Origin of the sequence: Pacificimonas pallii (assembly GCF_019204005.1) — a bacterium.
Taxonomy (GTDB): domain Bacteria; phylum Pseudomonadota; class Alphaproteobacteria; order Sphingomonadales; family Sphingomonadaceae; genus Pacificimonas; species Pacificimonas pallii.
In genome coordinates, this window is the sequence record NZ_JAGSPA010000003.1 from 165,239 (window position 1) to 188,636 (window position 23,398).

Sequence of the window (23,398 nt, forward strand, 5' to 3'; positions counted from 1 at the left end):
ACCGCGCCGACACCGGTGTTCTTGCCACGCTGAACAAGGACGGTACGATTACGCTCGCCAATAGCGGCGGTAAGGACATCAAGATTGCGTCGACCAACGCAGATGATGGCTTCACCAGTGCAACCAACACCGGCTTCGTCTCTTTGCAGTCGAACGATGGCAAGGACATCAAGATTGGCGGTACGACGGCCGACATCAACAATTTCGGCTTCAACGCATCGACTGACGGCGTCAGCTTCACTGGTGCCGATGTGACGCAGAACGTCGCGCTGAATGCTGGAGACGTGATCATCAACGGCATTTCGATCGGTGCTGCCCTTGCTGACAATACCAATGCCGCGACACAGGCCGGCCTCTACATCGATGCGATCAACGCAGAAACGGATCGTACGGGCGTGAAGGCTGTGGCTTCGGACTCTGGTGACGGCGTATCGCTGGTCTCCACCACGGGCGGCGCGGTCCGCGTTGAAGGTCCCGGCCTTTCAAAGGTCGGCTTGGTAGCTCAGGGTGGTTCCGACAAGTTCACGACGAAACTGGACATCTCCAGCCAGGAAGCCGCAACGAGCGCGCTTTCCGTGATCGACGCGGCGCTTGAGAGCGTGACGACTTCGCGTGGTGAGCTCGGTTCGGTTCAGAACCGCCTCGAGAGCACGGTGAACAACCTCACCAACACCACCAACAACCTGTCGGCTGCACGTTCGCGGATCGAGGATGCGGACTTTGCCGCAGAGACGACCCAGCTCGCCAAGTCGCAGATCCTGACGCAGGCGGCGCAGGCCATGCTTGCACAGGCCAACCAGTCCCAGCAGGGCGTTCTGAGCCTGCTGCGTTAAGTCCAATAGCGTAAGCTTAAGGGAGACCCCCGGTGGCGCAATCCACCGGGGGTTTTCTTTTGGCCAACATAAATGACCGGCAAGGCGGCGTTTTCGTTGCCAGAATGTGGCAGGATGGCAAGGGGAAAGGCCCGGCGTGCCGTATCGCGCCGACCTTACATGCCTCTGGTTGTCACAAAAAGGGAATGCCGCACATGGGGAGAGTATATCGGACGCCGCGGCGATCGCGGTCCGCGACACCGCAATTCAGTCCCCGGAAAGACGATCCCGCAGGGCTTTCAGCGCCGAACTTTTCAATTGACTGACACGCGCAGGCGTCACGCCCAGAACGTCGCCAACTTCGGCAAGGTTCAGTTCCTCAACGAAATAGAGCTGCAGGACGAGCCCTTCCCGTTGGGGAAGATTGGCGATCTCGCCCGCCAGCCGGTCACGCAACTGGCCGCGCAGCGCCATATCGAACGGGCTCTCGTCATCGGTGGCAAAGACGGTGGAATGATCGTTATAGACTTCATCCAGACTGTCATACCGAATGCCGCCCACCTCGTCGCACAGCGACAGAAAGGCCGACATGTCCATGCCCATATATTGCGCCGTCTCGTCATCGGTAGGGTCTCGGCCCAGCCGCTGCGAAAGCGTTTCGCGGACGGTAATCAGTTCGCGCCGGCGGCGCAGTGCCCCCCGGGACATTGTCGCGCGGCGGCGCATTTCGTCCAGAATTGCGCCGCGGATGCGCGTCTTTGCATAGCTTGGAAAATTATCTTCCACATCGTCCGCTGAGGGATCGTGCGACTGCGCCGCCTCAATGAGCGCGACCGTGCCGATCTGCATCAGGTCATCGATGGTGAGGTCTGCGCTGGCGCTGCCGTTGAGGTGCCAGGCAATCCTGCGCACGAGCGGCAGATATTGCTGGATCAGCTCAGCATTTGTCGGCCTGCCCGGCTCGCCATAGGCGGCAGCGGCACGTTTATGTTGGGCAGTCATCAGGCCGCCTCCTCAAGTTTCTGCCCCGCACCTACCACGCCAAGTATTTCCACAGGCTTATCATCCGGCACTTCATCGAACGAAAGCACGGTCAGGCCGGGAATATGATGCTTCAGCAGCAGGAACAGCCCGCGGCGCAGGCGCGGCGCCGTTACCAGCGCGAATGTCCGCTCGGCCGTGGCGAGATCTTCGGCGGTCTTGGTCATGGCCGCGATGATATCCTGCGCCAGGCCCGGCTCGACATTCAGCCGGTCAAGGTCGGCCACAGGGTCGGGTGTGATAAGCAGCCGCTCCAGTTCGCCTTCCAGCGTCACGACGCCCAGTGTCTCTCCAATGGGAGCGACGTCCTGCACCAGGATCGGCGCCAGTGAACGCCGTACGCGCTCGGAAAGAATGGCGGCGCTGTCACCGCCATTGGCATCCGCGCAGATCGTTTCCGCGATGCGCCGGAAATCGCCGAGGCCGACACCTTCTTCCAGAAGACGGCGCAGCACACCCGTCAACATCTGCATCGACACCGTATCAGGAGTGAGGGCCTTGGCGAGCAGCGGCGCGTCGTCCGCCAGCCGTTCGACCAGCTCGCCCGCCTCGTCCTGGCCGAACAGCAGGTGCATGCGGTCCGCCAGCAGGTCGCTCAGATGCGTGGCCAGCACGGTGCTCGCATCGACGACCGTATATCCGGCCAATTCGGCGCGTTCCTTGTCTTCCGGGCCAATCCACAGCGCGGGAAGGCCAAAGGCCGGCTCGATAACCGTCGGACCAGGAAGCTTCTCGTAAAGTTCGCCCGGCTCAATGGCCAGATAACGCCCCGGCTCAAGGGAGAAACGTCCAAGTGTCTGCGTTCCGACCGAAATTCGGTAATCGCCTGCGGACAGCTCGACATCGTCGCGAATATGCACGCGCGGCACCAGAAATCCGAACCGCTTGGAAAGCTGTTTGCGGATACCCGAGATGCGGCCGACAAGCGGCGCGCCTTTGGCGTCGCTCACCAGATCGATCAGGCCAAAGCCGATGTCGACCCGCAGCTGGCCATTGTCGACAACGTCCTCCCAGCTTGCCTCCTGCGTTTCCGGCTTGGCCTGCGGCATGGGTTCGAGTTCAGCTGGAATATCCGTCTTGCGCATCAGTCGCCACGCCACATATCCGCAGCCACCGGCAAAGCCGAGCAGCAGGAAGTGCGGCATGCCCGGTAGCAGTGCGAGCAGGAACACGATGGCCGCGACGGGAATCCATGCGGCCGCATTGGAAAATTCCTTTGTCAGCTGGCCTTCCAGCGCGCTGCCGGAATTTACCCGCGTGACGATCGCAGCAGCGGCGATCGACAGGAGCAGCGACGGCACCTGCGCGACCAGGCCGTCGCCGATGGCAAGCGTGATATAGGTGGCCGCGGCTTCACCGATCGGCAGGTCATGCTTGACCGTCCCCAGGATCAGCCCGCCGCCAATATTGATGAACAGCACGAGCAACGCCGCGATGGCATCGCCCTTCACGAATTTCGAGGCACCGTCCATGGAACCATAGAAGTCAGCTTCGGTCGAGATTTCCTGACGCCGTGCCTTGGCCTCTTCCGCCGTCAGCAGACCGGCGGCAAGGTCCGCATCAATGGCCATCTGCTTACCGGGCAGCGCGTCCAGCGTGAAACGTGCGCTCACCTCTGAAATGCGTCCCGCGCCCTTCGCGATCACGACCAGATTGATGATCACCAGAATCGCGAACACGAAAAGCCCGACAATGTAATCGCCGGAAATCAGAAACGCGCCAAAGGCCTCGATAACCTTGCCCGCCGCCTGCGGGCCCTCGTGACCGGCGACCAGAACCACGCGTGTGGAGGCCACGTTCAGTGCCAGCCTCAGCAGCGTCGCGAACAGGATGACAGTTGGAAAACTCGAAAAATCCAGCGGCTTGGCAGCGCCCAGCGCGACCATCAGCACCAGCAGCGAAACGGCAATGTTCAAAATGAAGAACATGTCCAGCATGCCCGCCGGAATCGGGATCACCAGAAGTGCGATCAACGCAAGGATGAGAACCGGAAGCATCGACGCGCGCGCGCCGCTGCCCAATTGCGGCAGCTGCGTAAGTTTCAGCGACGAAAAACTGGCACTTTGCATCGGATGGTTCTCCTGCAGATGCAGGAAGCAAAGGGCGTGCCAGTTATGGGAAGCGGCCGAATGGCTGTTCAGAATTGTTTAACGATTAACGAACGGCGCGCGCGGGTGATGGCATTTAGCTGGTGCATTCAACTTACTGAACAGGGTCAAACAATCTGGCCGTTGCGGCCGTAAGTCTGTGTCCCTCCCGAGATCAGCGACGACATCGCGGCGCGGCGGCGGCGAACCCCGGCCAGCGCGACGGAAAGCCTGCGTCCGGCCAGGTCATTGCGGTCCCTCAGCGCGCTCAGACGGGTCACGAAATTCGGGATCGCCGTGATCTTCTTCTGCTCGATCGTCTGCATAACCCCCTGTTGCGCCGTAACCGCCGCTTCCAGTGCCTCCGGACTGCCGCTTTCGGCCGCCTTGATCGTGCTTTCGACCGCCTCCTCTAGCGCGCTCAAGGCGTCTCTTTCAGGCTGCATCGTCACCGAACTCCATCCGGATCATCGCCTTGGCGATCTCACCTGGCTCCATCGGGTAGCGGCCTTCCGCAATCGCCTGCCGGATTTGCTGAATCTTCGCGCTATCGATGGGGGCGTCGGACCGCATTGCCTCGACGGCAAGCGCGGACAGCTCGATCGCATTGGCGAGGCCTGACGCCGCGCCCTTCGCTGGCACCGCCGTCGCTGCCTGCTGCGGGGCTTTGCTATTCGCGGCGACATTTGTCGCCGCCGTCGCGCCCGTGATTTTCGTGCTTATCTTGTCCATGGTCTTTATCCAAATGGCTCCTACGGACTATAGAACGACCCCATCGGGAAAAGCTTTAGCGATTTATTTTTATTTTCCCCGAATCCGTTACGAAGCCACTGATTTTCTTATGCGATGAAGCGTTAACAACTTCAATACGCGCGCCCGTCGAACCGCTTTGACGCGCTGTTCCGGCCATACTGACCTGAAATCCGCGGCCATTTGAAACGATTTCCACCGGATCGCGGCGGTGTACCCGCAGTGCGGGCTTTATCATCGCCGTCGAAATCGGCATGTCCGGCTGGATCGTGCGCGTCGCTGCCGCTCCGATCACAACGTCACGCTCCAGCACATAGGCCGGGCGAAGGGCACCTTCCTTGGGTCTGATATCCTGCGGCCGGATGACCGCGCCGCGCAGGATCGGCCGTACCGCGACCAGATATGTTCCCTGCGGCGCGGCGGGACGAACGGCCGCGCCAGCGCTCGTCAGGCGGACGTTGACCTGCCAGCTCCCCGGACAGGAAATTCGCAGACCACCGCGCACGTCATCGACGCGCAGCGTCGCGCCGCATTCGTCGAAACGCAGTCGCGGATCCACGGGGATTGTGGCCAGCCCACTCCCGCGCGCCGCCAGCGTATCTGCGGCGATTGCATCAATGTCGGCCGCGGAAAACCCGGTCGCCGCCGCCGGTCTCGGCATCAGCCCGAGAAGGAGCAGACCCAGAATGGTCGCCGCGCGCGCTGTGTGTGTATTCATCATATCCGGCCAATAGCAAATCCCGTGCCAGCCCGGCCCCGCCCTCGGCCGCGCGCCGACCCATGGCAAGACCGCCAATATCCTGCCGCCGGGTACCGACAAGAATTTGACGCTCGTCAATCACATTCTCGTAATACATTGCTATTGTTTAATATTTTTATTGTGGCACGATTTTCGCTTGGCCTCGCCTGAATAGACAGGGCCGCATTGGCAGGGAGCGTAACGATGAACGCGATCGATAAATATCTGGATGGAAGCGCAAGGGCGCTCGGCGTTCACAGCCAGCGCCTCGATCTGATCGCTTCCAACATCGCCAACGCGGCGACACCTGGTTTCAAGGCGCGCGACATTGATTTCGCCAGCGCACTCGGCGCGGCGCGTGACGGCATGGGTACACTTGCCAAGTCGAACGGTCGCCATCTCGACGCCAGTGCCACAGGAGCAGGCGGTGCCATGGAGGCGAAGTACCGTGTGCCCAACCAGACCTCGCTCGATGGCAACACGGTTGAGCTCGCCAGCGAACAGGTCGCCTTTGCCGAGAACGCAGCCCGCTACGAGGCAACGATCGGCATTCTGAATGGCCGCATCAAGACACTGATGTCGGCGATCAAGGGAGAATAGCGATGACCATGAGCATCTTTGACGTCAGCGGAAAGGCCATGTCGGCGCAAATGGTGCGTCTCAACGCCACTGCCAGCAACCTTGCCAATGCGGGCACCGTCGCGGGCAGCGCCGAAACCGCATACCGCTCCCGCCGCCCGATCTTCGCCGCCGCGCTCGACCAGGCATCCTCCGCCCGCGCGACCGTCGAGGTCGAGCGTGTGGTCACAACCGATCTGGAGCCGACGCGCCGCCTCGAACCTGGCCATCCGCTCGCGGACAAGGACGGTTATGTCTGGGAAGCCGCGGTCGATTCCAATGCCGAGCTTGTCGATATGATGGAGGCCGCCCGGCAATATCAGAACAATGTCGAGGTCCTGCGCACCGCCAAGGGCCTGATGATGTCAACGCTGAGGCTGGGACAATAATATGGAAGCCGTTGCTTTTTCGAACATTGCGAACGCCCGAACGGCGTCGTCTTCCGCCACTGGCGAGTCGCTTGGGCAGGCCGAATTTCTGCGTCTGCTGACAACCCAGCTCACCAATCAGAGCCCGCTCGATCCGATGGATAACGAAGCGTTCGTCGCGCAGATGGCGCAGTTTTCCAGCGTTTCCGGCATCGCTGAGATGAACGAGAGTATTAAGGGACTCCGCAGCGACCTTTCCGGTGACCGGCTGGGTGAGGCGGCGGCTTATGTCGGCCGCACCGCCCTGGTGCCCGCCGCCCAGATCTCGCCTGGCGGAGAGCCCGTCAACGGCGCCGTCAGTCTGGCCAGCTCGGCGGCACGGCTCCTGGTCGAGATTACAGACAGGGCAGGCAATTCCGTGCGTAAGCTGGAGCTTGGCCCGCAGGATGCGGGTCCCGTCGGCTTCCGCTGGGACGGCCTTGACGCGGACGGCAGAGCGGCGGGCGATGGTCCATTTCGCATCAACGCCACCATGATGTCCGAACAGGGGCGCGAGCTCCCGGCCCCGCTTTATGTCGAAGGTCATGTCGCCTCCGTCGCCCTCGAGAACAACACCACGATGCTCTCCATCACCGGCATCGGTAGCGTCCGCGCCGATCAGGTGAAGGCCCTCTCCTAACCAAAGGAAAATCCATGTCTCTTTACATTGCACTCACTGGTCTCAAGGGCGCACAAAGCGCACTCAGCGTGACCTCGAACAACATCGCGAACGCCAACTCGATCGGCTTCAAGAAATCGACGACGACGTTCGCCGATCTCGTGGCCTCTTCGGGCATTCGTTCCAACCAGGGCGGTACGGGTACCGTGCTTCAGGAAACCGAACAGCAGTTCCAGCAGGGCGTTATCGAATCGACCGGCAATACGTTCGACCTCGCCATTTCAGGTCAGGGTTTCTTCGCGACGCGGCCGGATCTGCTCGACACGAATATTTCATTCACCCGCGCGGGTGCCTATTCTCTCGACAGGGACAATTTCGTGCGCGGCCCGGGCGGCGAACACCTGCTTGGTTACACCGTCAGCCCCGACGGCCGCACGGTTTCGACAGGTCCGGATTCGCTCCGTCCACTCCAGCTTCCCAATACGTCCGGCGACCCGATCGCAACCTCGCAATTGCAGGTTGCCGTGAACCTGCCGGAAAGTTCGACGGTTATTCCCGAACAGCCACGCTATGCTGGCGGCACCTACGCTTTCGACTCGCGTGATCCGCTGACATATAACTTCAAATCACCCGCAACGCTTTACGATACGGGCGGAAATCCGCAGCTTGCCGAAGTCTACTATGTGCGGACGCAGGCACCGTCGGTAGGCGATCAGCGCAGTCTATGGAATATACACGTCACCATTAACGGCGAGGATCTGACGCCGGCGGACGGCAACCCCATCGTCGCCGAATTCGACATTAATGGCCGGAATACCCCCGCCGTGCCGCCAGTGCTTTTCGATCCCTATGATCCGGGCAATGGCACGCTTCCGACCCAGCTGACCCTGGAACTCGGGACGGCGACGGAACTGTCTGACGCGCCATTCTCACTGCTTTCGGTACAGCAGGATGGTTTCCCCGCCGGTACGCTCGACGGTGTTTCCATTGATGCCACCGGCCTGGTCTCGGCGGGTTATTCCAATGGTACGACCGTGAACCTCGGACGCGTCGCCATCGTGAATTTCTCGAACCCCGAAGCCCTTGTCGGGACGGGCGGGTCACGCTTCCAGGCCACCGGTGAATCGGGCGATCCGCAGTTTCTGATCGCCGGTTCAGACGGCGCGGGCAACATCCTGTCGGGTTCCATCGAGCGCGCCAATGTCGATCTTACTGAAGAGCTTGTCGGCCTGATCGTCGCGCAGCGTAACTTTCAGGCGAACGCCAAATCGATAGAAACCGACACCGCCATGACCCAGTCGATTCTGCAGATCAGGGGCTAGGGTAAATGGATCGTCTTTCCCACAGCGCGCTTAGCGGTATGCGGACGGCCATGGCTTCGCAGACAATCACTGCGAACAATCTGGCCAACGCATCGACGACCGGCTTCCGTCGCGATTTTGCCAACATCTCTGCGCTCGCCGCCACTGAGGCGGGCAGCCGCGACCGGATGTTCGCAAATGAGCGCGGAGCCGGCGTCGATTTCACGCCGGGGACGACGATCAAGACCGACCGGCCGCTCGATATCGCCTTGCAGGGCGATTCCATGATCGCCGTTCAGTCGCCCGGCGGCGGCGAAGGCTACACCCGGCGCGGCGACCTCAACGTCAATGCCGGCGGCCTTCTTGTGAACGGCGCGGGACATCCCGTCATCGGCACGAACGGTCCGATCACATTGCCGGCTGCGGATCATGTCATGATCGCGGCGGACGGGCGCATCAACATCCGTCCCCAGGGCGGGGCCATCGACGAACTTGTTGAGATTGGCCAGCTGAAGCTCGTCACCCCCACCGACGATGATCGCATGCGCCGCGAGAACGACCTGTTTCGCACCGATGGCGACTTGCAGGCCGACGCTGGTGCCCGCCTTGCGTCAGGCGTCCTTGAATCCTCCAACGTCGATAGTGCCGCCGCCATGGTGGAACTGATCGAACAGGCCCGGCGGTTCGAAATGAATGTCGGCCTCCTCACGACCGCACGCGATCTCGACGCGGCGGGCGCATCCCTTCTCAGGCAGGAGTAACAACTTATGTCATCCGCTCTTCACATCGCCCGCTCGGGCCTTGACGCGCAGGACACGCGCATGCGGGTCATCTCGAACAACCTGGCCAACGTCAACACGACCGGGTTCAAGCGCGACCGCGCCGACTTCGAAAGCCTGATGTATCAGAACATGTCGCAGGCCGGCTCGCCGACTTCCGGCGAAACCGAGCGCGCCGACGGCCTCAACATGGGGACAGGCGTACGCACCATGGGTACCGAGCGCATGCTCGGACAGGGCGAACTGATGCAGACCGCCAACCCGCTCGACATCGCGCTGGACGGCCCCGGTCATTTTCAGGTCACGCTACCCGATGGTTCGACCGCCTATACCCGCGACGGCGCCTTCCGCCTCAGCGATCAGGGCGACCTCGTCACATCGTCGGGCTACCGCCTGGAACCGCAGATCACGATTCCCGAAGGCTCGAACGGTATCAGTATCGGGACCAACGGCGTCGTCAGCATCACGCTTCCCAATCAGCCCGAGCCTGTCGAGGTCGGCACCATCGACGTCGCCAGCTTCCTCAACGAGGCTGGCCTGCAGGCGATCGGCGACAATCTCTTTCTCGAGACTGGCGCCAGTGGCCCAGCCGTCATTGGCGAAGCGGGCATCGAGGGGCGCGGACGTATCCGTCAGTCCTCTCTGGAGGCCTCGAACGTGAACGTGGTCGAGGAGCTCGTCCAGATGATCGAGACCCAGCGCGCCTATGAAGTAAATTCGAAAGTCATTTCAACCGTTGACGGGATGCTGCGCTATGTCACCCAGAACATTTAAGATCGGCCACGCCGAAACGCTGGTGTTTCCGAAACCGGTACCGGCGGAGAGCGCTCCTGCTCCTGCTCCCGCCGCTATCATCGCTTCGGCGCTTCGCCCCGCCATGGCGGGCGCGGCCATGCTCGCCCTGACCGCATGCGGCGGCCTTTCTGGCGACGAATATCGTCCTGATCCTCAATTCGCGGCCGCCCTGCCCCCCCCGACGTCCGCGCCCGTCACCACTGGCGGCGCCATCTTCCAGGCAAGCGCGTATCAGGCGCTCGCCAGCGGCCGTCAGGCCCGCCAGATCGGCGACATACTGACCGTGCGGCTGATCGAACGCACCCGCGCCTCGAAATCACAGGGCGCCGACGCCTCGCGTTCATCAAGCACGGCGGTCACCTTGCCCGGCGCCTTGCCCAGCTTTGTACCGCGTGATGCGCTGGAGGGTGGGTCCAGTACGGATTTCGACGGCTCCGGCAGCGCCAACCAGCAGAATTCCCTGTCCGGTGACATCACGGTCACCGTTGCGGACGTCCTGCCCAATGGCGTGCTGAAGGTGCGCGGTGAAAAACGCGTTCAGGTCAGTCGCGGCGAGGAATATATCCGCCTCTCGGGCCTCGTGCGGCCAAGCGATATCGGCATGGATAATAGCGTGCCCTCAACCAGGGTTGCCGACGCCCGCATCACCTATGCCGGAACAGGCCAGGTCGCCGCCGCGTCCAAACAGGGCTGGCTACAGCGCTTCTTTACTTCGATCTCGCCATTTTAGGGGCCCGACCATGATGATTTCCCGCTCCAGATTCATATCGGCCGTGTATCTCGCCGCGCTCCTTACCGGCTTTCTCGCGATCGTCATCACGGCAGTCACTCCGGCGCAGGCGGCACGCGTAAAGGATCTTGGCAGTTTCGCCGGCGTCCGCTCCAACCAGCTCACGGGCTATGGCATTGTTGTCGGCCTTGCCGGCACGGGCGATGATAATCTCGCCTACACGATCGAAAGTATGAAAAGCACAGTCTCGCGCTTCGGCCTGACGCTTCCGGACGGTGTCAATCCGTCCGTCAAGAACACGGCCGCCGTGATCCTGACCGCGGAAATTCCTGCTTTTGCAAAGCCTGGCCAGACCATCGATATCACGGTCTCGGCACTTGGCAAGGCGAAGTCGCTGCGCGGCGGCACGCTCATTCTGTCTCCGCTTATGGGCGCTGACGGACAGGTTTATGCCATGGCGCAGGGCAATGTGGTTATTGCCGGCCTCGGTGCGGAAGGCCGTGACGGCTCCCGCATCCAGGTCAACGTTCCCTCCTCCGGGAGCATCCCGGGCGGCGCGACGGTGGAGCGCATGGTGTCTTCACCTCTCGGCTCCTCGGCAGCGTTGGTATTCAACCTGCACCAGGCTGATTTTTCGACCGCGATGAACGTTTCGAAAACCATCAACAACGCTTTTGGTGACGGCACGGCGACACCGATGGACGCGGTTTCGATTCAAGTTTCTGCGCCGGCGGCCGTTAAAGATAGAGTGGCTCTTATTGGAATGATCGAAAGCCTTCAGGCAGAGCGCGCGGCGGCGGCGGCGAAAGTCATCGTCAATTCCCGCAGCGGCACTGTCGTGATAGGGCAGGACGTGCGGATTACGGCAGCCGCCGTTTCGCATGGCAGCCTTATCGTGCGCGTGGACGAGAATCTCGACGCGTCGCAGCCCGAACCGTTTTCGGATGGTGAGACCGTCGTCCTTCCCGACAGCGAGATTTCCATCGCCGAAACGGGCGGCCGCGCATTCGTGTTCGAACCGGGCGTGTCGCTTGCCGACCTGGTGAAGGCAATCAACGATGTGGGCGCCGCACCCTCCGATCTGGTGGCCATATTGGAAGCTTTGAAAGCGGCCGGTGCGATGACAGCGGAACTGGTGGTAATCTAATGGAAACCACTTTTCAGCCAATCATCCCGAATGGACAATCCACCGACAAGGTTCGCGATGTCGCCTCCGGCAATGACCTCGACTCCGCAGCTGCGGAATTCGAGGCCATTTTTGCGCGTATGATGCTCGCATCCATGCGCCAGGCAAATCTCGGTGACGACATTCTTGGCGGCAAGGGGGGCGACATGTTCCGCGGCCGTTTCGACGGCGAGATCGCAAGCGTCATGGGCGAACGCGGCGCGCTTGGCATTGGCCGCGCGCTGTCGGAATTTCTGGCGCGCGGTAAACCGGAAGGACCCAAGGAATGACGTCTGATCTCTTCGGTGTTGGCCTCAGCGGCCTCAGGGCCGCGCGCGTACAGCTTGAGGTTTCCAGCAGCAATGTCGCCAATGCCAATACGCCGGGCTACACGCGCCGCAGCGCGCTTCTTATTTCCGACGCGGCGACGGGCGGCGGTTATGTCCAGTATAGTGGCATAACCAGCGGCAGTGCCGGCGTACGTATTGATGGTATTGAACGCGGTTACGATCAGTTCCTGACTCAGGATGTCCGCATCACCGGGGGGCGCGCCGCCAATACCGATGCGCGCGCCCAGTGGCTGGGCGAGATCGAAGGCGCTCTTGGCGGCCGCGAGGCTGGTATATCCGGTGCCATCGCGCAATTCGTCGACGGTATCGAGCGCCTGTCCGCGGCGCCGACGTCAACCCCGCTTCGCGGCGAGGTTCTGGCTGCGGCTGACAATCTCGCGGCCGCTTTTCGCGAAACCGCCAATCGCATGGAAAACATAGAGGATGGTATTGAGGGTACGCTCGAAGCGTCCGTCGGCACCGTTAATGCGAAGCTGGAACAGTTGCAGGAAATCAATCGCCAGCTGGCGCGGACGCAGGAGGGAACGGCCTCCGGTGCCGCCCTGCTTGATCGCCGTGACGCTGCGCTTGACGAACTCTCTCAGGAAGTACCGATCCATATCGAATTTCTTTCGAAAGGGCGCGTGCTTGTACGCATGTCCGACGAAAGCGGGCCGGAACTGGTTGGCGAGACCAGCGTGTCTGCACTTGCGCTCGGCGACCCGGGCGGAGACGGTCTCCCCACGCTGCAGTTCAACGCGAACTTCGCGCCGCAGGACGCGCCCATTCCCACAGGGGGGCGGATCGGCGGGCTTTATTCGGCGCTTGCGTCGACTCTCTCAGCCAAGGAAAACCTCGACAATTTCGCCGTGCAAACCGCTGATCTTGTCAATGGCCAGCATGCCGCCGGTGTGGATCTCAACGGTGATCCCGGTAGCGCCATATTCGGGACGACCACTGGCAATCCTGTGACCGGCGCCGCCGACATCATCATGGCGTTGACCGACCCCGAACAGATCGCGTCTGCCGCCGCCCTCCTTGAGGATGGCGTGACACCCACGCCGCCCAATCAGGAAGACAATCGAAATCTTCTCGCCATGTCGGCATTGGTCGACGCTCCCTTGACAGCCGGCATCGCCCGCCAGAGGGGCGATGCCTCCACAGCGTTCTCCGCGGCCCGCGACCGCGCAAATATCGCAAATGTCGCCGCGGTCGATGCGGACACCACGCGGGCCAATATGACCGGCGTCAGCCTCGACGAAGAGGCCGCCAACCTGATCCGCTACCAGCAGAGCTACGAAGCTGCGGCGCGCATCATCGCTACGGCCCGAGACACTTTCGACACTCTCTTGCGGATCCGGTGAGGACAGACTGATGCTACGTATATCCACGGCTTCCTGGTATGTCGGACAGGTCAATCACATGGCCCGGCTCCAGGGTGAATCCTCACAATTGCAGACCAGCATCGCGACCGGCAAGCGCATGATATCCGCCGCTGACGATCCCGTCGCCAGCGCGCGCGCGGATCGATTTGCCCGGCTTGAGGCGGACTCCGCGAACTGGAAAGCCAATGGCGATGTCGCCTCACGGCGCCTCGAAAGCTCCAGCGATGCGCTGTCCGCAATGGCCTCCGATATCACGCGGATCCGCGAACTTGCCTTGGTTGCCGCGAACGATACGCAGACGCCCGCCGATCGCCACATCGTCGCTGCCGAAATCGAGCAGTTGACCGATGGCCTGCTGTCCCTCGCAAATCGCCGCGATTCCGACGGTCGCTATGTCTTTGCGGGCGCGGCAAGCGGCCAGCCCGCCTACGCCCGCGACGGCGGTGGCAGCATCGTCTGGCAGGGCAGCGGCACCGCGCCGCTCGCACCCATTGGCGCTGACCGTACCGTGTCGGTCGGCGACCGCGGTGATGTGTTGTTCGCCGCGGATGACGGAACGTCGCTGTTCGCCGCGGCGGAAGAACTGATCGCCGTCCTGCGCGCCACACCTTCGGATCAGGCCGAAACAGACAGCGCGCGCGCCGATCGCAAGCTCGGCATGGGTACCGCGCTTGACCGTCTCGACAGCCTTCAGTCCAACCTCAGCGAGGCCAGCGCCACGCAGGGCGCGCGGCTGCAGCAGCTGGACGCGACCACTGAACGTCTGGACATCGACATCCTTGAGGCATCCATTGCGCGCGGCGCGCTTGAGGACACCGACATTACCCGCGCCATCGTCGACCTGGAACGCACGCTGACGCTGCTTCAGGCCGCACAGGCTGGTTTCACGCGTATCTCCGGCCTGTCGCTGTTCGAGCGTCTCTAGAAAGATAGATCATGCTCTTCGGCATCGGCTTTGTAGTTCTTTTTGTCATGGTTTTCGGCGGCTATATGGTCGCCGGCGGCTCACTTGGACCTGTCCTCGTTGCATTGCCGTTCGAATTCATGATCATTGGCGGTGCCGCCCTCGGCGCAACGCTGATGGGCAATAGCGGACATCTGCTGAAGGGCCTGGGCAGCTCCGTGAAAAAGATCTTTTCCGGTCCGCGCTGGACGTCGGAGGATTATAATTCTTCCATCCTCCTCACCGCGCGCCTGCTGAAATTGATGAAGAACGAAGGTCCGGTTGCGGTCGAATCCCATGTCGAGGAACCGGAATCGAGCGAGCTCTTCGCCGATTATCCGAATCTGATGCAGGACCCGTTCCTCATCCGGCTGATCACCGACACGCTGCGCCTGCAGGTCATCTCGCCCGGCGGCCTTGAACCGCACATGGTCGAGGAAATCATGGACAATGCCATCAAATCCGAAGTGCACGAGGCGGAGGAGCCGGTTCATGTCCTGCAAACACTGGCCGACGCCCTCCCTGCCCTAGGTATTGTCGCGGCCGTCCTTGGCGTGATTAAGACGATGGGGTCGATCGACCAGCCACCGGCGGTGCTCGGCGGCATGATCGGCGGCGCACTTGTCGGGACCTTCCTCGGCGTTTTTCTTGCCTATGGCATCGTTGGCCCGATGGCCTGCAGGCTAAAGCAGGTGCTGCACGATGATCTGATGATCTATCAAATCGTGAAACAGATGATTGTCGCCTCGCTTGCCGACGCGCCGCAGGCGGTGGTGATCGAAGCTGCGCGTACCAGCATCTCGCCGCACCATCAGCCAAGTTTCTCTGAAGTCTTCGATGCGCTGCGAGAGGCTGCCTGACCATGATCGAGCTCGCCTCAAATCAACAGCCGCGGCCGATCATTGTCAAAAAGGTAATCCCGCCCGCGACGGAGGCGCATCACGGCGGCGCGTGGAAGATCGCCTATGCCGACTTCGTAACCGCCATGATGGCGTTCTTCCTCGTGATGTGGATCATCGGCGCCACATCGGAGGATCAGCGCAAGGGCATCGCCGACTATTTCCGGCCGACGCTCGCCGACACATCGAAGGGCGGCGGCGCCAATGGCCTGCTCGCGGGCCGCTCGTCCCGCGCGATCGATGGCACGAATGTTTCAGACGCCAAGGCGCTTGATGAGATCAACGCCCGCATCGGCACCATCGACCGCTCGCTGGAAAGTACATCCGAATCCCAGTTCGCCAAGGACGGCGACGAGGATTTGCTGACCGACCTGCGCGCCGCGCTCCTTGCCGCCCTTGCCGAATCCCCCCAGCTACAGGCCATGGCAGACCGGTTCGAGATCTACGAGACACCCGCAGGCGTCCATCTTGAGCTGATCGACAATGACAATGGCTCCATGTTCCCGGTCGGCAGTTCAGTGGCCAGCCATACGACGAGCCTTCTCTTGGATGCTGTCAGCAGTGTTATCGAGAACCAGCGCAACGCCCTTGTGATCCGCGGCCACACGGACGCGCGCAAATATGAAAGCACGGGCGGAATGAGCAACTGGCTGCTATCGGTGCAACGTGCGGACACTGTTCGTACCATGCTTGCGGAGAGACCTGCGATCGCAAATCGTATCATTCGTATTGAAGGCAGCGCAGATCGTGAACTTCGGGAAGAGGAAGATCCATTGTCCGGCAGAAATCGTCGCATTTCAGTTACGTTGCTTTATTAAATGAGTGGCAACTATTACGACCAGATCACGCCGCTTAAGCTGCTACTCGTGGACGATTCCATAGTCATGAGAGCGTTATTTTCGGAAGTCTTCGAACGGGCCGAAGGCATACGTCTTGTCGGGGCCGCCAACGGCGCGGACGAAGCCCGAAAGATGATCAAGGCTTTCGACCCCGACGTCATCACTCTGGATATCGAGATGCCCAAGACGACGGGCCTCGAATTCCTGCAGGAACTCATGGAAACAGACCCCCGTCCGGTGGTCATGCTATCGGCACGTATGGACGATGGCCGCGCAGCCAGGGACAAGGCCTACGAACTCGGCGCGTCTGCCTGTTTTCCTAAACCCAAAGGCGACCGCGCGGAGTTCGCGCGCGTCTTGGCGGATCTCTGCCGTACCGTTACCGAAGCACATGAAAACTGGGCGCCGCCGGAATCCGAAGCGGCGAGCTGAACGGCGGCGCCTGCACGGCGAACGCGTGGCTATTCAGCAAATGGTCGGGGAGACAGGATTCGAACCTGCGACCCCCTGGTCCCAAACCAGGTGCGCTACCAGCCTGCGCCACTCCCCGACTGCGGCCCACGTAGGACCCGGACGTTGCAGGGTCAATGCATGTCCGTTCGCAACTGCAAAATAATCTTATCCGTAGCGCTGTTCCAGCCACGGATCGCCAACATTGTGATAGCCGCGGTCTTCCCAGAAACCGGGCTTGTCCGCGCTCGCAAATTCAATCCGCTTCAGCCATTTCGGGCTTTTCCAGAAATAGTAGCGCGGCACCACCAGGCGCACAGGTCCGCCATGTTCCCGCGTGATCGGGTCACCATCATGGCTGTGCGCCAGCAGGCAGTCCTCATCCAGGAAATCGGCAAGGCGCAAATTCGTCGTATAGCCATCATAACTCGACAGCAGAACGTGCGTCGCCGTCTCCGAAACCCCTGCCATGCCCGCCAGGTGACGGGTGGTCACGCCCGTCCAGCGATTGTCGTAGCGCGACCACTGCGTCACGCAGTGAATATCGCTAAGCATTTCCACCTGCGGTTCCGCAGCGAAAGCGTCCCAGTCCAATGACAGTTCGGTCTTGACCAGTCCGGTTACCGTCAATGTCCAATCCGCTTTGGGAATATCAGGCTGGATTCCAAGATCGAGAACTGGCCAGTTCTGCACCAGGCGCTGTCCCGGCGGCAGGCGGTCGACACCGTGTTCCCCGCTTCTCCCGGTCAGCAATCGGCCGGCACGCGCCCACGCCTGCTTCGTTTCAACAAGTTTCGCTTTATATTCGTCCGCCATGGCAGCGATTTAGGCTCGCCGCGCACGTCTCGCAAGCCGCGCCATCCAGCGCCGCGACACCCAGTACCGCCATAAAAAATGGATGGTCAGGAAACCCACGGCCCCGGATATGGCGCCGAAACAGATCGTTCCCAGAATAACCGGCACCGACGCCCCCTGCGCGATCATCAAAATATTCGCGTCTGGCGCCAGAACACTTGTCTCGCGGCCAAGCATCCAGTCTCCGGTTTTCAGGGCGGCGATATAGATCGGAACGACTGTCACCGGGTTTGAGACGGTCGTGAACAGGGCCGCCACGGCAATATTCGCGCGGGCGGAAACCGCCACGAAGGCGGCTATAAATACTTGAAATCCTATAGGAATGACAAACCCTAGAAACAAACCCAGCGCAACGCCGCGGGCGATGCTGTGGCGGTTGAAGTGCCAGACATTCGGGTCGCCGATATAGCCGGAAATCGGCCGCAACAGACGGTTCCGCGCCAGAACCTCCTGGCGCGGTGCGTATTTCATCAACCAGCGCGCGACGCGCTTTCTGGCCATGATCGCAACTCCCTGTTTCACGTGCCGACTCGAATAGCACCACGACTTCACTAAAATATGAACTTGGCAGTGATGTTACCACTGCGGTGCGGCAAGCCGCCATGATCTGCGTCACGGCACCGGGCGGTTGCGTTGAATGCCCCGGTCCGGCGCTCAGCCCCGCTCGCGCAGCAGCCGCGCCTTGTCGCGCTTCCAGTCGCGGTCCTTCTGCACGGCGCGCTTGTCGTGCAGTTGCTTGCCCTTGGCCAGCGCCAGTTCGACCTTTGCCCGGCCATTATCGTCGAAATACATGGACAGCGGCACCAGCGTCATGCCCTGGCGCTGTATCGCCCCGCCCAGCTTATCGATCTCACGCCGCTTCATCAGCAGCTTGCGCGGCCGTTTCGGCTCGTGGTTTTGCCGGTTGCCGTGGGAATATTCCGGAATGTTCGCGTTCACCAGCCAGGCTTCATCATTCCTGATCTCGGCATAACTCTCGCCGATTGTCGATTTGCCATCGCGCAGGGATTTCACCTCGGTGCCGTGCAGGACGATACCGGCCTCGAATGTGTCCTCGATATAGAATTCGAACCGCGCCTTGCGATTCTCCGCAATCATCCGGTGTTTGGATGCCGTATTCGCCACTAGTCGAGGCCCGCCCGCGTCATGGCGGCATCCACGACCTGTTTCTGCGCATCGGTACAGGCCAGCATCGGCAGGCGCACCTCCGGATCGGGAATGATGCCCAGTTTCGCCATGGCGTATTTTACCGGCGCAGGGCTTGGCGCGGCGAACATGGCAAGGTGCAGCAGATGCAGCGTCTCCCCCATCGCCCTCGCGTCGCTCCAGCGGTCTTCGTCACACGCCGTCATGAAATCGGCGCACGCCCTTGGCGCGACATTTGCCGTCACCGAAATCAGCCCGCGGGCGCCCGAGACCATCATCCCGAGCGCCAGCTCGTCATTGCCTGACAGCACGGTGAAATCCTTCGGACAGTCGATCTGCGCCTGGACACAGCGCGCGACATCGGCGGAGGCATCCTTGATACCGATCACGCCCGGCAATTCCGCCAGCCGCCTCACCGTATCCGGCTTCAGATCGGCAATCGTGCGTCCCGGCACGTTGTACAGGACGATCGGCAGGTCCGAACATTCGCTCACCGCCTTGAAATGGGCATACATTCCGTCCTGATCCGGCCTGTTATAATAGGGTACGATGACCAGCGCCGCATCGGCGCCCGCCTTCGCGGCTTCCTTGACATGCAGGCACGATGTCGCGGTGTCGTTCGACCCCGCGCCCGCGATGACGGGCACGCGTCCGGCGGCGACCCTTACCGTGCGCGCCACGATCTCATGATGTTCATCGATGGTCAGCGTCGGCGATTCGCCCGTCGTACCGCAGGGCACCAGGCCGCGCGATCCTTCCCGGATCTGCCAATCGACGAGTCTTTCCTGCGTGTCCCAATCCACCTTGCCGCCCGACATTGGGGTGACGAGTGCCGGCATTGAGCCAGAAAGAGAAATTGTCACGGTGTCGCTCCAACTTTTCGCGCTAATGTGCGTTGACGCAAGTGTATTCATACACGCGAAACGCATATGTCTTCATATAGAACAGCTCTATGAACACGAGGAACCCCATGTCCACCCCTTCCCGTTTGCTGACGACCGCCGGTATTGGCGCGATGCTGCTGGCCCTGCCCGTCGCCGCGATGCTGCAATCGCAGCGCGAAGCGCCGGTCTCGGTACCTCAGGAGGCCGCCCCTTCCGTGCCTGCCGAGGTCATTGTCAGCCGCTGGGAACGACTGCTCAGTCCGCAGGCCGCGCCTTCGCTTGGCGAAATTACCGACTTTCTGCGCCATCATCCCGGTTTCCCGAACGATGTCGAGATTCGTCAGCGCGCTGAACGTGAGATCACGGTGACGACACCCGTGGAAAGCCGCCTGGCCTTCTTTGCCGTCTCCGAACCGCTGTCCGCGACAGGGCGATTCCGCTGGGCCGATGCATTGATGCAGGCTGGCCGTACGGACGAGGCGACCGAGCAGGCACGGATCGCGTGGCGTTCGGGGGGTGTTACCGATGACGCGCGGCCGGCCTTTCTGACCCGATTCGCGAACGTCATGAGGGCCGAGGATCACGCACAGCGCGCCGACATGATGCTGTGGGACGGCGACCTTGACGGGGCCGCCGCCATGTTCTCCCTGCTTGGCCCGGAGGATCGCACGCTGACATCCATCCGCATCGCTTTGCAGCGCGGTACGAAGCGCGGCGGCGACATTGCCGCCGCGCGCGCCGCGATCCAGAGCGCGCCCGATGCCGTACAGCGCCATCCCGGCTACATTCGCGACCTCTACAGTTTTTATCGCAATAATTCGGCCAGCGCGCAGGCACGCCGCCTGCTCGCGGGCGCCACGATCGCGCCGGGCAGCGCCGGGCACAAGAATGCCTGGATGCTCGCTCATCTCGAGGCCGCGCGCGCTGCGGCCGCGGATCGTCAATATCAGCTCGCCTACGACATCGCCGCGCATCATGGCGGTCTCAGCTTTTCGCAGCCCCTGCTTGAGAATAGTGCCGCGGAGCGTGATACGTTTACCAGTATCGAATGGCTTGCCGGTTGGACGGCACTTCACGACCTCGGCAAGCCCGCCGATGCCGTCCGCCATTTCCAGAATTTCTCCAACGCGGCGAAGTTCGCCAGCACGCGCGCACGCGGCCTCTATTGGGCAGGCCGCGCGGCGGAGGCTGCGGGCCGCGCGGATGCGACGGCTTTTTACGAGCAGGCCGCACGCTATAATCTCGTATTCTATGGCCAGCTCGCGCATGAAAGGCTCGGCCGCGAGCTTGTCATCGCAACGGGCGACACGCCGACACCGGGTCCGGACATCATCGCCGGGTGGAACGCCGATCCACGTGTGAAGGCCGTAGAGATTTACGGCACGCGCGGTGACACCGGAAAGCAGAGAATGTTCATGGCGGCGCTCGCGGACGGCCTGACGCGCGCGCAGTTCCCGCTTTATGCGCAGCTCGCCGATCGCTGGGGACATGAACGCTTTGCCGTCCTCAATATGCGCGGTGCCGACACGACGAAGCCCGACGCCGTCATCGATCTGAGCTGGCGCCAGATGACGCTGCCAGCGGAGGCGCGCCATATGTGGACGATGGTGCACGCGCTCACCCGGCAGGAAAGCCAGTTCGAGCTCGACGCGGTCAGCCCCGCCGGGGCACGCGGTCTGATGCAGTTGATGCGTCCCACCGCGCGCGAAACGGCAGGTAAGATCGGCCTGCCCTACCGGCCCGACGCGCTGACACGCGACCGCGGCTACAATATCCGCCTCGGCTCCACCTACTTCGCCAATATGCTCGATAATTGGGGCGGCAGCCATGTACTTGCCATCGCCAGTTACAATGCCGGTCCAGGCAATGTCCGCCGCTGGGTCCGTGAAAATGGCGACCCCCGCACACCGCAGGTGGACGTGCTGGAATGGATCGAGGAGATCCCTTTCCACGAAACAAAAACCTATGTCCGGAACGTCATGGAAAACGCGGTGATCTACGACACCATCGCGCCTGAAAACAGGAAAGGCGGACCTCAGCAGGCTCGCCTGAGCTGGTACCTGGGAAAGAACGACCGGGGTTAGGCCTTGCCCGCCCCTGGTCATCTCGCGCGGGGGTCCTGCCGTTCCTCCGTGGATGCAATCCAAATAATCGCGATTTGATCGGGCTTTATCGTTAACCTCTTATTACCTTCTGTCAGTCATCAGGCTCTTGAAAGAAGGGCTTTGTCCATGACCACGAAACTCACCGCAATCTCCACCCTTGCAGTATCCGCATGCCTGCTCGCCGCGGCGCCCGCGGCCGCCAACCTTATCGACACGAGCGTCCGGTTTCAGTGTCTGAATTGCGGACCGCCAACCGACGACACCTTCACCGTTGTGAAGGGCGGCCCGCCGGAACTGACGCTGTTTGACAGCATCATCATCGACGTGGAGGCCAACACCCTCCGTATCGCGTGGGATTTCGAATCCACCAGAATCATCAATGGCATTGAACTGCTTTTGAGCGATTTATCTGAAACGCTGACCGGGGCGAGCATCAATCAGGTTTCCACCTATGCCATTGGCGACGAACTCATCGTCACCCCCTCATCGGTCCTGCTGATTGGAACGGATGAAAGCGTTGCGGTCGGCGATTTCGTGCTCATCGATCTTGAATTCGGACAGGTTTCAGCGCCGCCGGTCCTCGGGCTGTTCGGGCTCGCGCTGATTGGCGGCACGCTGCTGCGACGCGGTAAAAACAGCTGTGGCTGAGGCTCGGCGCCCGCCAATCCAGATATGACAGCGATAAAAATGGGCGGGCATCCCGAACGCCCGCCCGTAATATCAGCGCCAGGCGATCAACCCCGCCCATAAGAATAGCGATACTCGTCGCGCATTTCCGCAAGGGCGTCGTCAATCTCCCAGCGCGACAGATACCCGTCGCGGTCATAGTCGGCGAGCCGTTCAAAGGCACGGTTCGCGGCGCGGGCCTCCGACTTACCAAGTCGGCCATTGCGGTTGTAATCGTAGCGCCACATCACCCAGTGACGCGCGGCGGGGTCATCGCGCAGCCACGGATACAGCTTGCGCCATCCCGCGGAGAGCACGGGGCCATAATATCCGTATCCGGCGCGGTAATGCCGGCCATAATCAAAACCGCGATATCGATTGTCCCAGCCAAAGACGCCATTCCAGAAGTGCGGCCGATAGACATAATGCGCACGCGGACGGACATGAACGCGGGCGCGGTGGTGCCGATCGATACGCCGGTCGATGCGCCGTTCGACTCTGCGCTCGCGGCGATCCAGACGGCGGTCCTTGCGTCTCAACTCGCGCGCGCGGTCGCGCAGCCGGTCCGCGCGCCGATCCAGACGGCGGTCGCGCCGCTCTACGCGATCCCCGCTGTCGGCCCGGCTGTCGGCCCGGCGGCCAGCCCGGCGGTCGGCCCAGTCACCGCGTTCGCTGCGGTCGACACGCCTTTCGCGGCGATCGGCACGCTCGGCGCGGCGGACATCACGGGCGCGTTCAGCCTGACGTTCGGATCTCCGCTCGGCGCGGCGCTCCTGCCGCGCTGCACGGTCGCCCGCGTCGCGGCGCGCCTCGCGGCGCTGGACGCGGTCGTCGCGATTGCCGCGGCGTTCCGCGCGGGCATCACTTCGGCTGCTATCGACACGGTCACCGCGGCGGTCCTGCGCTTCGGCCTCCGCGGGGATCGCGGCCACCATGATCGCCAGTGCCGCGCTGCCGCCCAGCAGCGCCTTCAGATCGATAGTCATAGTCTTACTCCAGACAGCGTCCCACTGTTGAAGCCTGTTTGCGCCCGCGCAGTTGAACCGTTCCTGAA

Annotated in this window: 26 protein-coding genes, 1 tRNA gene and 1 pseudogene; 17 read left to right on the forward strand and 11 right to left on the reverse strand. The window is 61.9% G+C overall.

The genetic code is table 11. From position 1 onward, the window contains the following. Positions 1 to 575 precede the first annotated feature (575 nt). Positions 576 to 833, forward strand: a pseudogene (locus KCG44_RS14630) (flagellin); the annotation flags it as partial. A gap of 246 nt (positions 834 to 1,079) precedes the next feature. On the opposite strand, the gene KCG44_RS09445 reads toward KCG44_RS14630, so the two are convergent. The 5 genes from KCG44_RS09445 to flgA form a co-directional block, all read right to left on the reverse strand. After that, on the reverse strand, positions 1,080 to 1,814 hold the full coding sequence (locus KCG44_RS09445; RefSeq protein ID WP_218445846.1) for a sigma-70 family RNA polymerase sigma factor: 735 nt from the start codon (positions 1,812 to 1,814) through the stop codon (positions 1,080 to 1,082). Then, entirely contained in the window at positions 1,814 to 3,922 is a 2,109-nt protein-coding gene (locus tag KCG44_RS09450) for a flagellar biosynthesis protein FlhA (RefSeq protein WP_218445847.1), read from the reverse strand. Before KCG44_RS09450 ends, KCG44_RS09445 begins: the two co-directional genes overlap by 1 nt. 146 nt (positions 3,923 to 4,068) lie before the next feature. Beyond that, positions 4,069 to 4,365, reverse strand: coding sequence for a hypothetical protein (locus tag KCG44_RS09455; RefSeq protein ID WP_218445848.1), 297 nt, complete (start codon positions 4,363 to 4,365; stop codon positions 4,069 to 4,071). Between the two features lie 10 nt (positions 4,366 to 4,375). Then, positions 4,376 to 4,672, reverse strand: a complete 297-nt coding sequence (flgM, locus tag KCG44_RS09460) for a flagellar biosynthesis anti-sigma factor FlgM (RefSeq protein WP_218445849.1) — start codon at positions 4,670 to 4,672, stop codon at positions 4,376 to 4,378. A 55-nt stretch (positions 4,673 to 4,727) separates the two neighbouring features. Continuing rightward, entirely contained in the window at positions 4,728 to 5,411 is a 684-nt protein-coding gene (gene flgA / locus KCG44_RS09465; protein WP_218445850.1) for a flagellar basal body P-ring formation chaperone FlgA, read from the reverse strand. A gap of 222 nt (positions 5,412 to 5,633) precedes the next feature. On the opposite strand from flgA, the gene flgB reads away from it, so the two are divergent. Genes flgB through KCG44_RS09535 form a run of 14 tightly spaced genes read left to right on the forward strand, consistent with a single transcriptional unit; the run spans position 5,634 to position 16,670 of the window. Beyond that, positions 5,634 to 6,029, forward strand: a complete 396-nt coding sequence (gene flgB / locus KCG44_RS09470) for a flagellar basal body rod protein FlgB (protein WP_218445851.1) — start codon at positions 5,634 to 5,636, stop codon at positions 6,027 to 6,029. 8 nt (positions 6,030 to 6,037) lie between these two features. Beyond that, positions 6,038 to 6,436: a flagellar basal body rod protein FlgC gene (gene flgC / locus KCG44_RS09475; protein ID WP_439651444.1), complete on the forward strand. Its 399-nt coding sequence runs from the start codon at positions 6,038 to 6,040 to the stop codon at positions 6,434 to 6,436. 1 nt (position 6,437) lies between these two features. After that, entirely contained in the window at positions 6,438 to 7,094 is a 657-nt protein-coding gene (locus KCG44_RS09480) for a flagellar hook assembly protein FlgD (protein WP_218445853.1), read from the forward strand. A gap of 14 nt (positions 7,095 to 7,108) precedes the next feature. Further along, the gene (locus tag KCG44_RS09485) at positions 7,109 to 8,395 is read left to right on the forward strand and encodes a flagellar hook protein FlgE (RefSeq protein WP_218445854.1); all 1,287 of its coding nucleotides are present in this window, start codon (positions 7,109 to 7,111) and stop codon (positions 8,393 to 8,395) included. Positions 8,396 to 8,400: 5 nt separating this feature from the next. Next, entirely contained in the window at positions 8,401 to 9,135 is a 735-nt protein-coding gene (locus KCG44_RS09490) for a flagellar basal body rod protein FlgF (RefSeq protein WP_218445855.1), read from the forward strand. A 6-nt stretch (positions 9,136 to 9,141) separates the two neighbouring features. After that, a complete protein-coding gene (gene flgG / locus KCG44_RS09495) occupies positions 9,142 to 9,927 on the forward strand; it encodes a flagellar basal-body rod protein FlgG (RefSeq protein WP_218445856.1) in 786 nt (261 codons plus the stop codon). Beyond that, positions 9,908 to 10,678 carry a flagellar basal body L-ring protein FlgH gene (locus tag KCG44_RS09500; RefSeq protein ID WP_255536462.1) on the forward strand — a complete coding sequence of 257 codons (771 nt, stop codon included), beginning with the start codon at positions 9,908 to 9,910 and terminating at the stop codon, positions 10,676 to 10,678. The genes flgG and KCG44_RS09500 overlap by 20 nt, the downstream gene beginning before the upstream one ends. Before the next feature lie 13 nt (positions 10,679 to 10,691). Next, positions 10,692 to 11,825, forward strand: coding sequence for a flagellar basal body P-ring protein FlgI (locus KCG44_RS09505; protein WP_218446295.1), 1,134 nt, complete (start codon positions 10,692 to 10,694; stop codon positions 11,823 to 11,825). Next, on the forward strand, positions 11,825 to 12,133 hold the full coding sequence (locus KCG44_RS09510; RefSeq protein ID WP_218445857.1) for a rod-binding protein: 309 nt from the start codon (positions 11,825 to 11,827) through the stop codon (positions 12,131 to 12,133). The genes KCG44_RS09505 and KCG44_RS09510 overlap by 1 nt, the downstream gene beginning before the upstream one ends. Further along, positions 12,130 to 13,536 (forward strand): flagellar hook-associated protein FlgK, encoded by a 1,407-nt coding sequence (flgK, locus tag KCG44_RS09515; protein WP_218445858.1) that lies wholly within the window; start codon positions 12,130 to 12,132, stop codon positions 13,534 to 13,536. Before KCG44_RS09510 ends, flgK begins: the two co-directional genes overlap by 4 nt. 10 nt (positions 13,537 to 13,546) lie before the next feature. Beyond that, positions 13,547 to 14,482 (forward strand): flagellar hook-associated protein FlgL, encoded by a 936-nt coding sequence (gene flgL, locus KCG44_RS09520; protein WP_218445859.1) that lies wholly within the window; start codon positions 13,547 to 13,549, stop codon positions 14,480 to 14,482. Between the two features lie 11 nt (positions 14,483 to 14,493). Then, a complete protein-coding gene (gene motA, locus KCG44_RS09525; RefSeq protein ID WP_218445860.1) occupies positions 14,494 to 15,360 on the forward strand; it encodes a flagellar motor stator protein MotA in 867 nt (288 codons plus the stop codon). Between the two features lie 2 nt (positions 15,361 to 15,362). Next, positions 15,363 to 16,217: a flagellar motor protein MotB gene (locus KCG44_RS09530; RefSeq protein ID WP_218445861.1), complete on the forward strand. Its 855-nt coding sequence runs from the start codon at positions 15,363 to 15,365 to the stop codon at positions 16,215 to 16,217. After that, entirely contained in the window at positions 16,218 to 16,670 is a 453-nt protein-coding gene (locus KCG44_RS09535) for a response regulator (protein ID WP_218445862.1), read from the forward strand. Between the two features lie 41 nt (positions 16,671 to 16,711). Here the strand turns inward: KCG44_RS09535 and KCG44_RS09540 are convergent. The 5 genes from KCG44_RS09540 to dapA form a co-directional block, all read right to left on the reverse strand. Then, positions 16,712 to 16,788: transfer RNA gene (locus KCG44_RS09540), tRNA-Pro, on the reverse strand. Positions 16,789 to 16,856: 68 nt separating this feature from the next. Then, the gene (locus KCG44_RS09545) at positions 16,857 to 17,504 is read right to left on the reverse strand and encodes a sulfite oxidase-like oxidoreductase (protein WP_218445863.1); all 648 of its coding nucleotides are present in this window, start codon (positions 17,502 to 17,504) and stop codon (positions 16,857 to 16,859) included. A gap of 9 nt (positions 17,505 to 17,513) precedes the next feature. Continuing rightward, a complete protein-coding gene (locus KCG44_RS09550; RefSeq protein WP_218445864.1) occupies positions 17,514 to 18,044 on the reverse strand; it encodes a DUF2062 domain-containing protein in 531 nt (176 codons plus the stop codon). 153 nt (positions 18,045 to 18,197) lie between these two features. After that, the gene (gene smpB, locus KCG44_RS09555) at positions 18,198 to 18,668 is read right to left on the reverse strand and encodes an SsrA-binding protein SmpB (RefSeq protein ID WP_218445865.1); all 471 of its coding nucleotides are present in this window, start codon (positions 18,666 to 18,668) and stop codon (positions 18,198 to 18,200) included. Next, positions 18,668 to 19,528, reverse strand: coding sequence for a 4-hydroxy-tetrahydrodipicolinate synthase (dapA, locus tag KCG44_RS09560; protein ID WP_255536510.1), 861 nt, complete (start codon positions 19,526 to 19,528; stop codon positions 18,668 to 18,670). The genes smpB and dapA overlap by 1 nt, the downstream gene beginning before the upstream one ends. A gap of 131 nt (positions 19,529 to 19,659) precedes the next feature. Between dapA and KCG44_RS09565 the strand changes: the two genes are divergently transcribed. Both KCG44_RS09565 and KCG44_RS09570 read left to right on the forward strand, forming a co-directional pair. Then, complete coding sequence (locus KCG44_RS09565; protein ID WP_218445867.1) at positions 19,660 to 21,657, forward strand: lytic transglycosylase domain-containing protein; 1,998 nt, start codon at positions 19,660 to 19,662, stop codon at positions 21,655 to 21,657. Between the two features lie 147 nt (positions 21,658 to 21,804). Further along, a complete protein-coding gene (locus tag KCG44_RS09570) occupies positions 21,805 to 22,326 on the forward strand; it encodes a hypothetical protein (protein ID WP_218445868.1) in 522 nt (173 codons plus the stop codon). A gap of 86 nt (positions 22,327 to 22,412) precedes the next feature. Here the strand turns inward: KCG44_RS09570 and KCG44_RS09575 are convergent, their stop codons facing one another. Then, the gene (locus tag KCG44_RS09575; protein WP_218445869.1) at positions 22,413 to 23,330 is read right to left on the reverse strand and encodes a hypothetical protein; all 918 of its coding nucleotides are present in this window, start codon (positions 23,328 to 23,330) and stop codon (positions 22,413 to 22,415) included. Positions 23,331 to 23,398: the final 68 nt, after the last annotated feature.

Coding starts and splice junctions, on each gene's coding strand:
- KCG44_RS09500 (WP_255536462.1), top strand. CDS start 9,908: ATGTCACCCAGAACATTTAAGATCGGCCACGCCGAAACGCTGGTGTTT.
- flgG (WP_218445856.1), top strand. CDS start 9,142: ATGTCATCCGCTCTTCACATCGCCCGCTCGGGCCTTGACGCGCAGGAC.
- KCG44_RS09575 (WP_218445869.1), bottom strand. CDS start 23,330: ATGACTATCGATCTGAAGGCGCTGCTGGGCGGCAGCGCGGCACTGGCG.
- KCG44_RS09490 (WP_218445855.1), top strand. CDS start 8,401: ATGGATCGTCTTTCCCACAGCGCGCTTAGCGGTATGCGGACGGCCATG.
- KCG44_RS09535 (WP_218445862.1), top strand. CDS start 16,218: ATGAGTGGCAACTATTACGACCAGATCACGCCGCTTAAGCTGCTACTC.
- KCG44_RS09445 (WP_218445846.1), bottom strand. CDS start 1,814: ATGACTGCCCAACATAAACGTGCCGCTGCCGCCTATGGCGAGCCGGGC.
- KCG44_RS09550 (WP_218445864.1), bottom strand. CDS start 18,044: ATGGCCAGAAAGCGCGTCGCGCGCTGGTTGATGAAATACGCACCGCGC.
- KCG44_RS09505 (WP_218446295.1), top strand. CDS start 10,692: ATGATTTCCCGCTCCAGATTCATATCGGCCGTGTATCTCGCCGCGCTC.
- flgK (WP_218445858.1), top strand. CDS start 12,130: ATGACGTCTGATCTCTTCGGTGTTGGCCTCAGCGGCCTCAGGGCCGCG.
- KCG44_RS09545 (WP_218445863.1), bottom strand. CDS start 17,504: ATGGCGGACGAATATAAAGCGAAACTTGTTGAAACGAAGCAGGCGTGG.
- KCG44_RS09510 (WP_218445857.1), top strand. CDS start 11,825: ATGGAAACCACTTTTCAGCCAATCATCCCGAATGGACAATCCACCGAC.
- KCG44_RS09530 (WP_218445861.1), top strand. CDS start 15,363: ATGATCGAGCTCGCCTCAAATCAACAGCCGCGGCCGATCATTGTCAAA.
- flgM (WP_218445849.1), bottom strand. CDS start 4,672: ATGGACAAGATAAGCACGAAAATCACGGGCGCGACGGCGGCGACAAAT.
- flgC (WP_439651444.1), top strand. CDS start 6,038: ATGAGCATCTTTGACGTCAGCGGAAAGGCCATGTCGGCGCAAATGGTG.
- flgB (WP_218445851.1), top strand. CDS start 5,634: ATGAACGCGATCGATAAATATCTGGATGGAAGCGCAAGGGCGCTCGGC.
- motA (WP_218445860.1), top strand. CDS start 14,494: ATGCTCTTCGGCATCGGCTTTGTAGTTCTTTTTGTCATGGTTTTCGGC.
- KCG44_RS09570 (WP_218445868.1), top strand. CDS start 21,805: ATGACCACGAAACTCACCGCAATCTCCACCCTTGCAGTATCCGCATGC.
- KCG44_RS09480 (WP_218445853.1), top strand. CDS start 6,438: ATGGAAGCCGTTGCTTTTTCGAACATTGCGAACGCCCGAACGGCGTCG.
- flgA (WP_218445850.1), bottom strand. CDS start 5,411: ATGATGAATACACACACAGCGCGCGCGGCGACCATTCTGGGTCTGCTC.
- KCG44_RS09485 (WP_218445854.1), top strand. CDS start 7,109: ATGTCTCTTTACATTGCACTCACTGGTCTCAAGGGCGCACAAAGCGCA.
- dapA (WP_255536510.1), bottom strand. CDS start 19,528: ATGCCGGCACTCGTCACCCCAATGTCGGGCGGCAAGGTGGATTGGGAC.
- KCG44_RS09450 (WP_218445847.1), bottom strand. CDS start 3,922: ATGCAAAGTGCCAGTTTTTCGTCGCTGAAACTTACGCAGCTGCCGCAA.
- KCG44_RS09565 (WP_218445867.1), top strand. CDS start 19,660: ATGTCCACCCCTTCCCGTTTGCTGACGACCGCCGGTATTGGCGCGATG.
- flgL (WP_218445859.1), top strand. CDS start 13,547: ATGCTACGTATATCCACGGCTTCCTGGTATGTCGGACAGGTCAATCAC.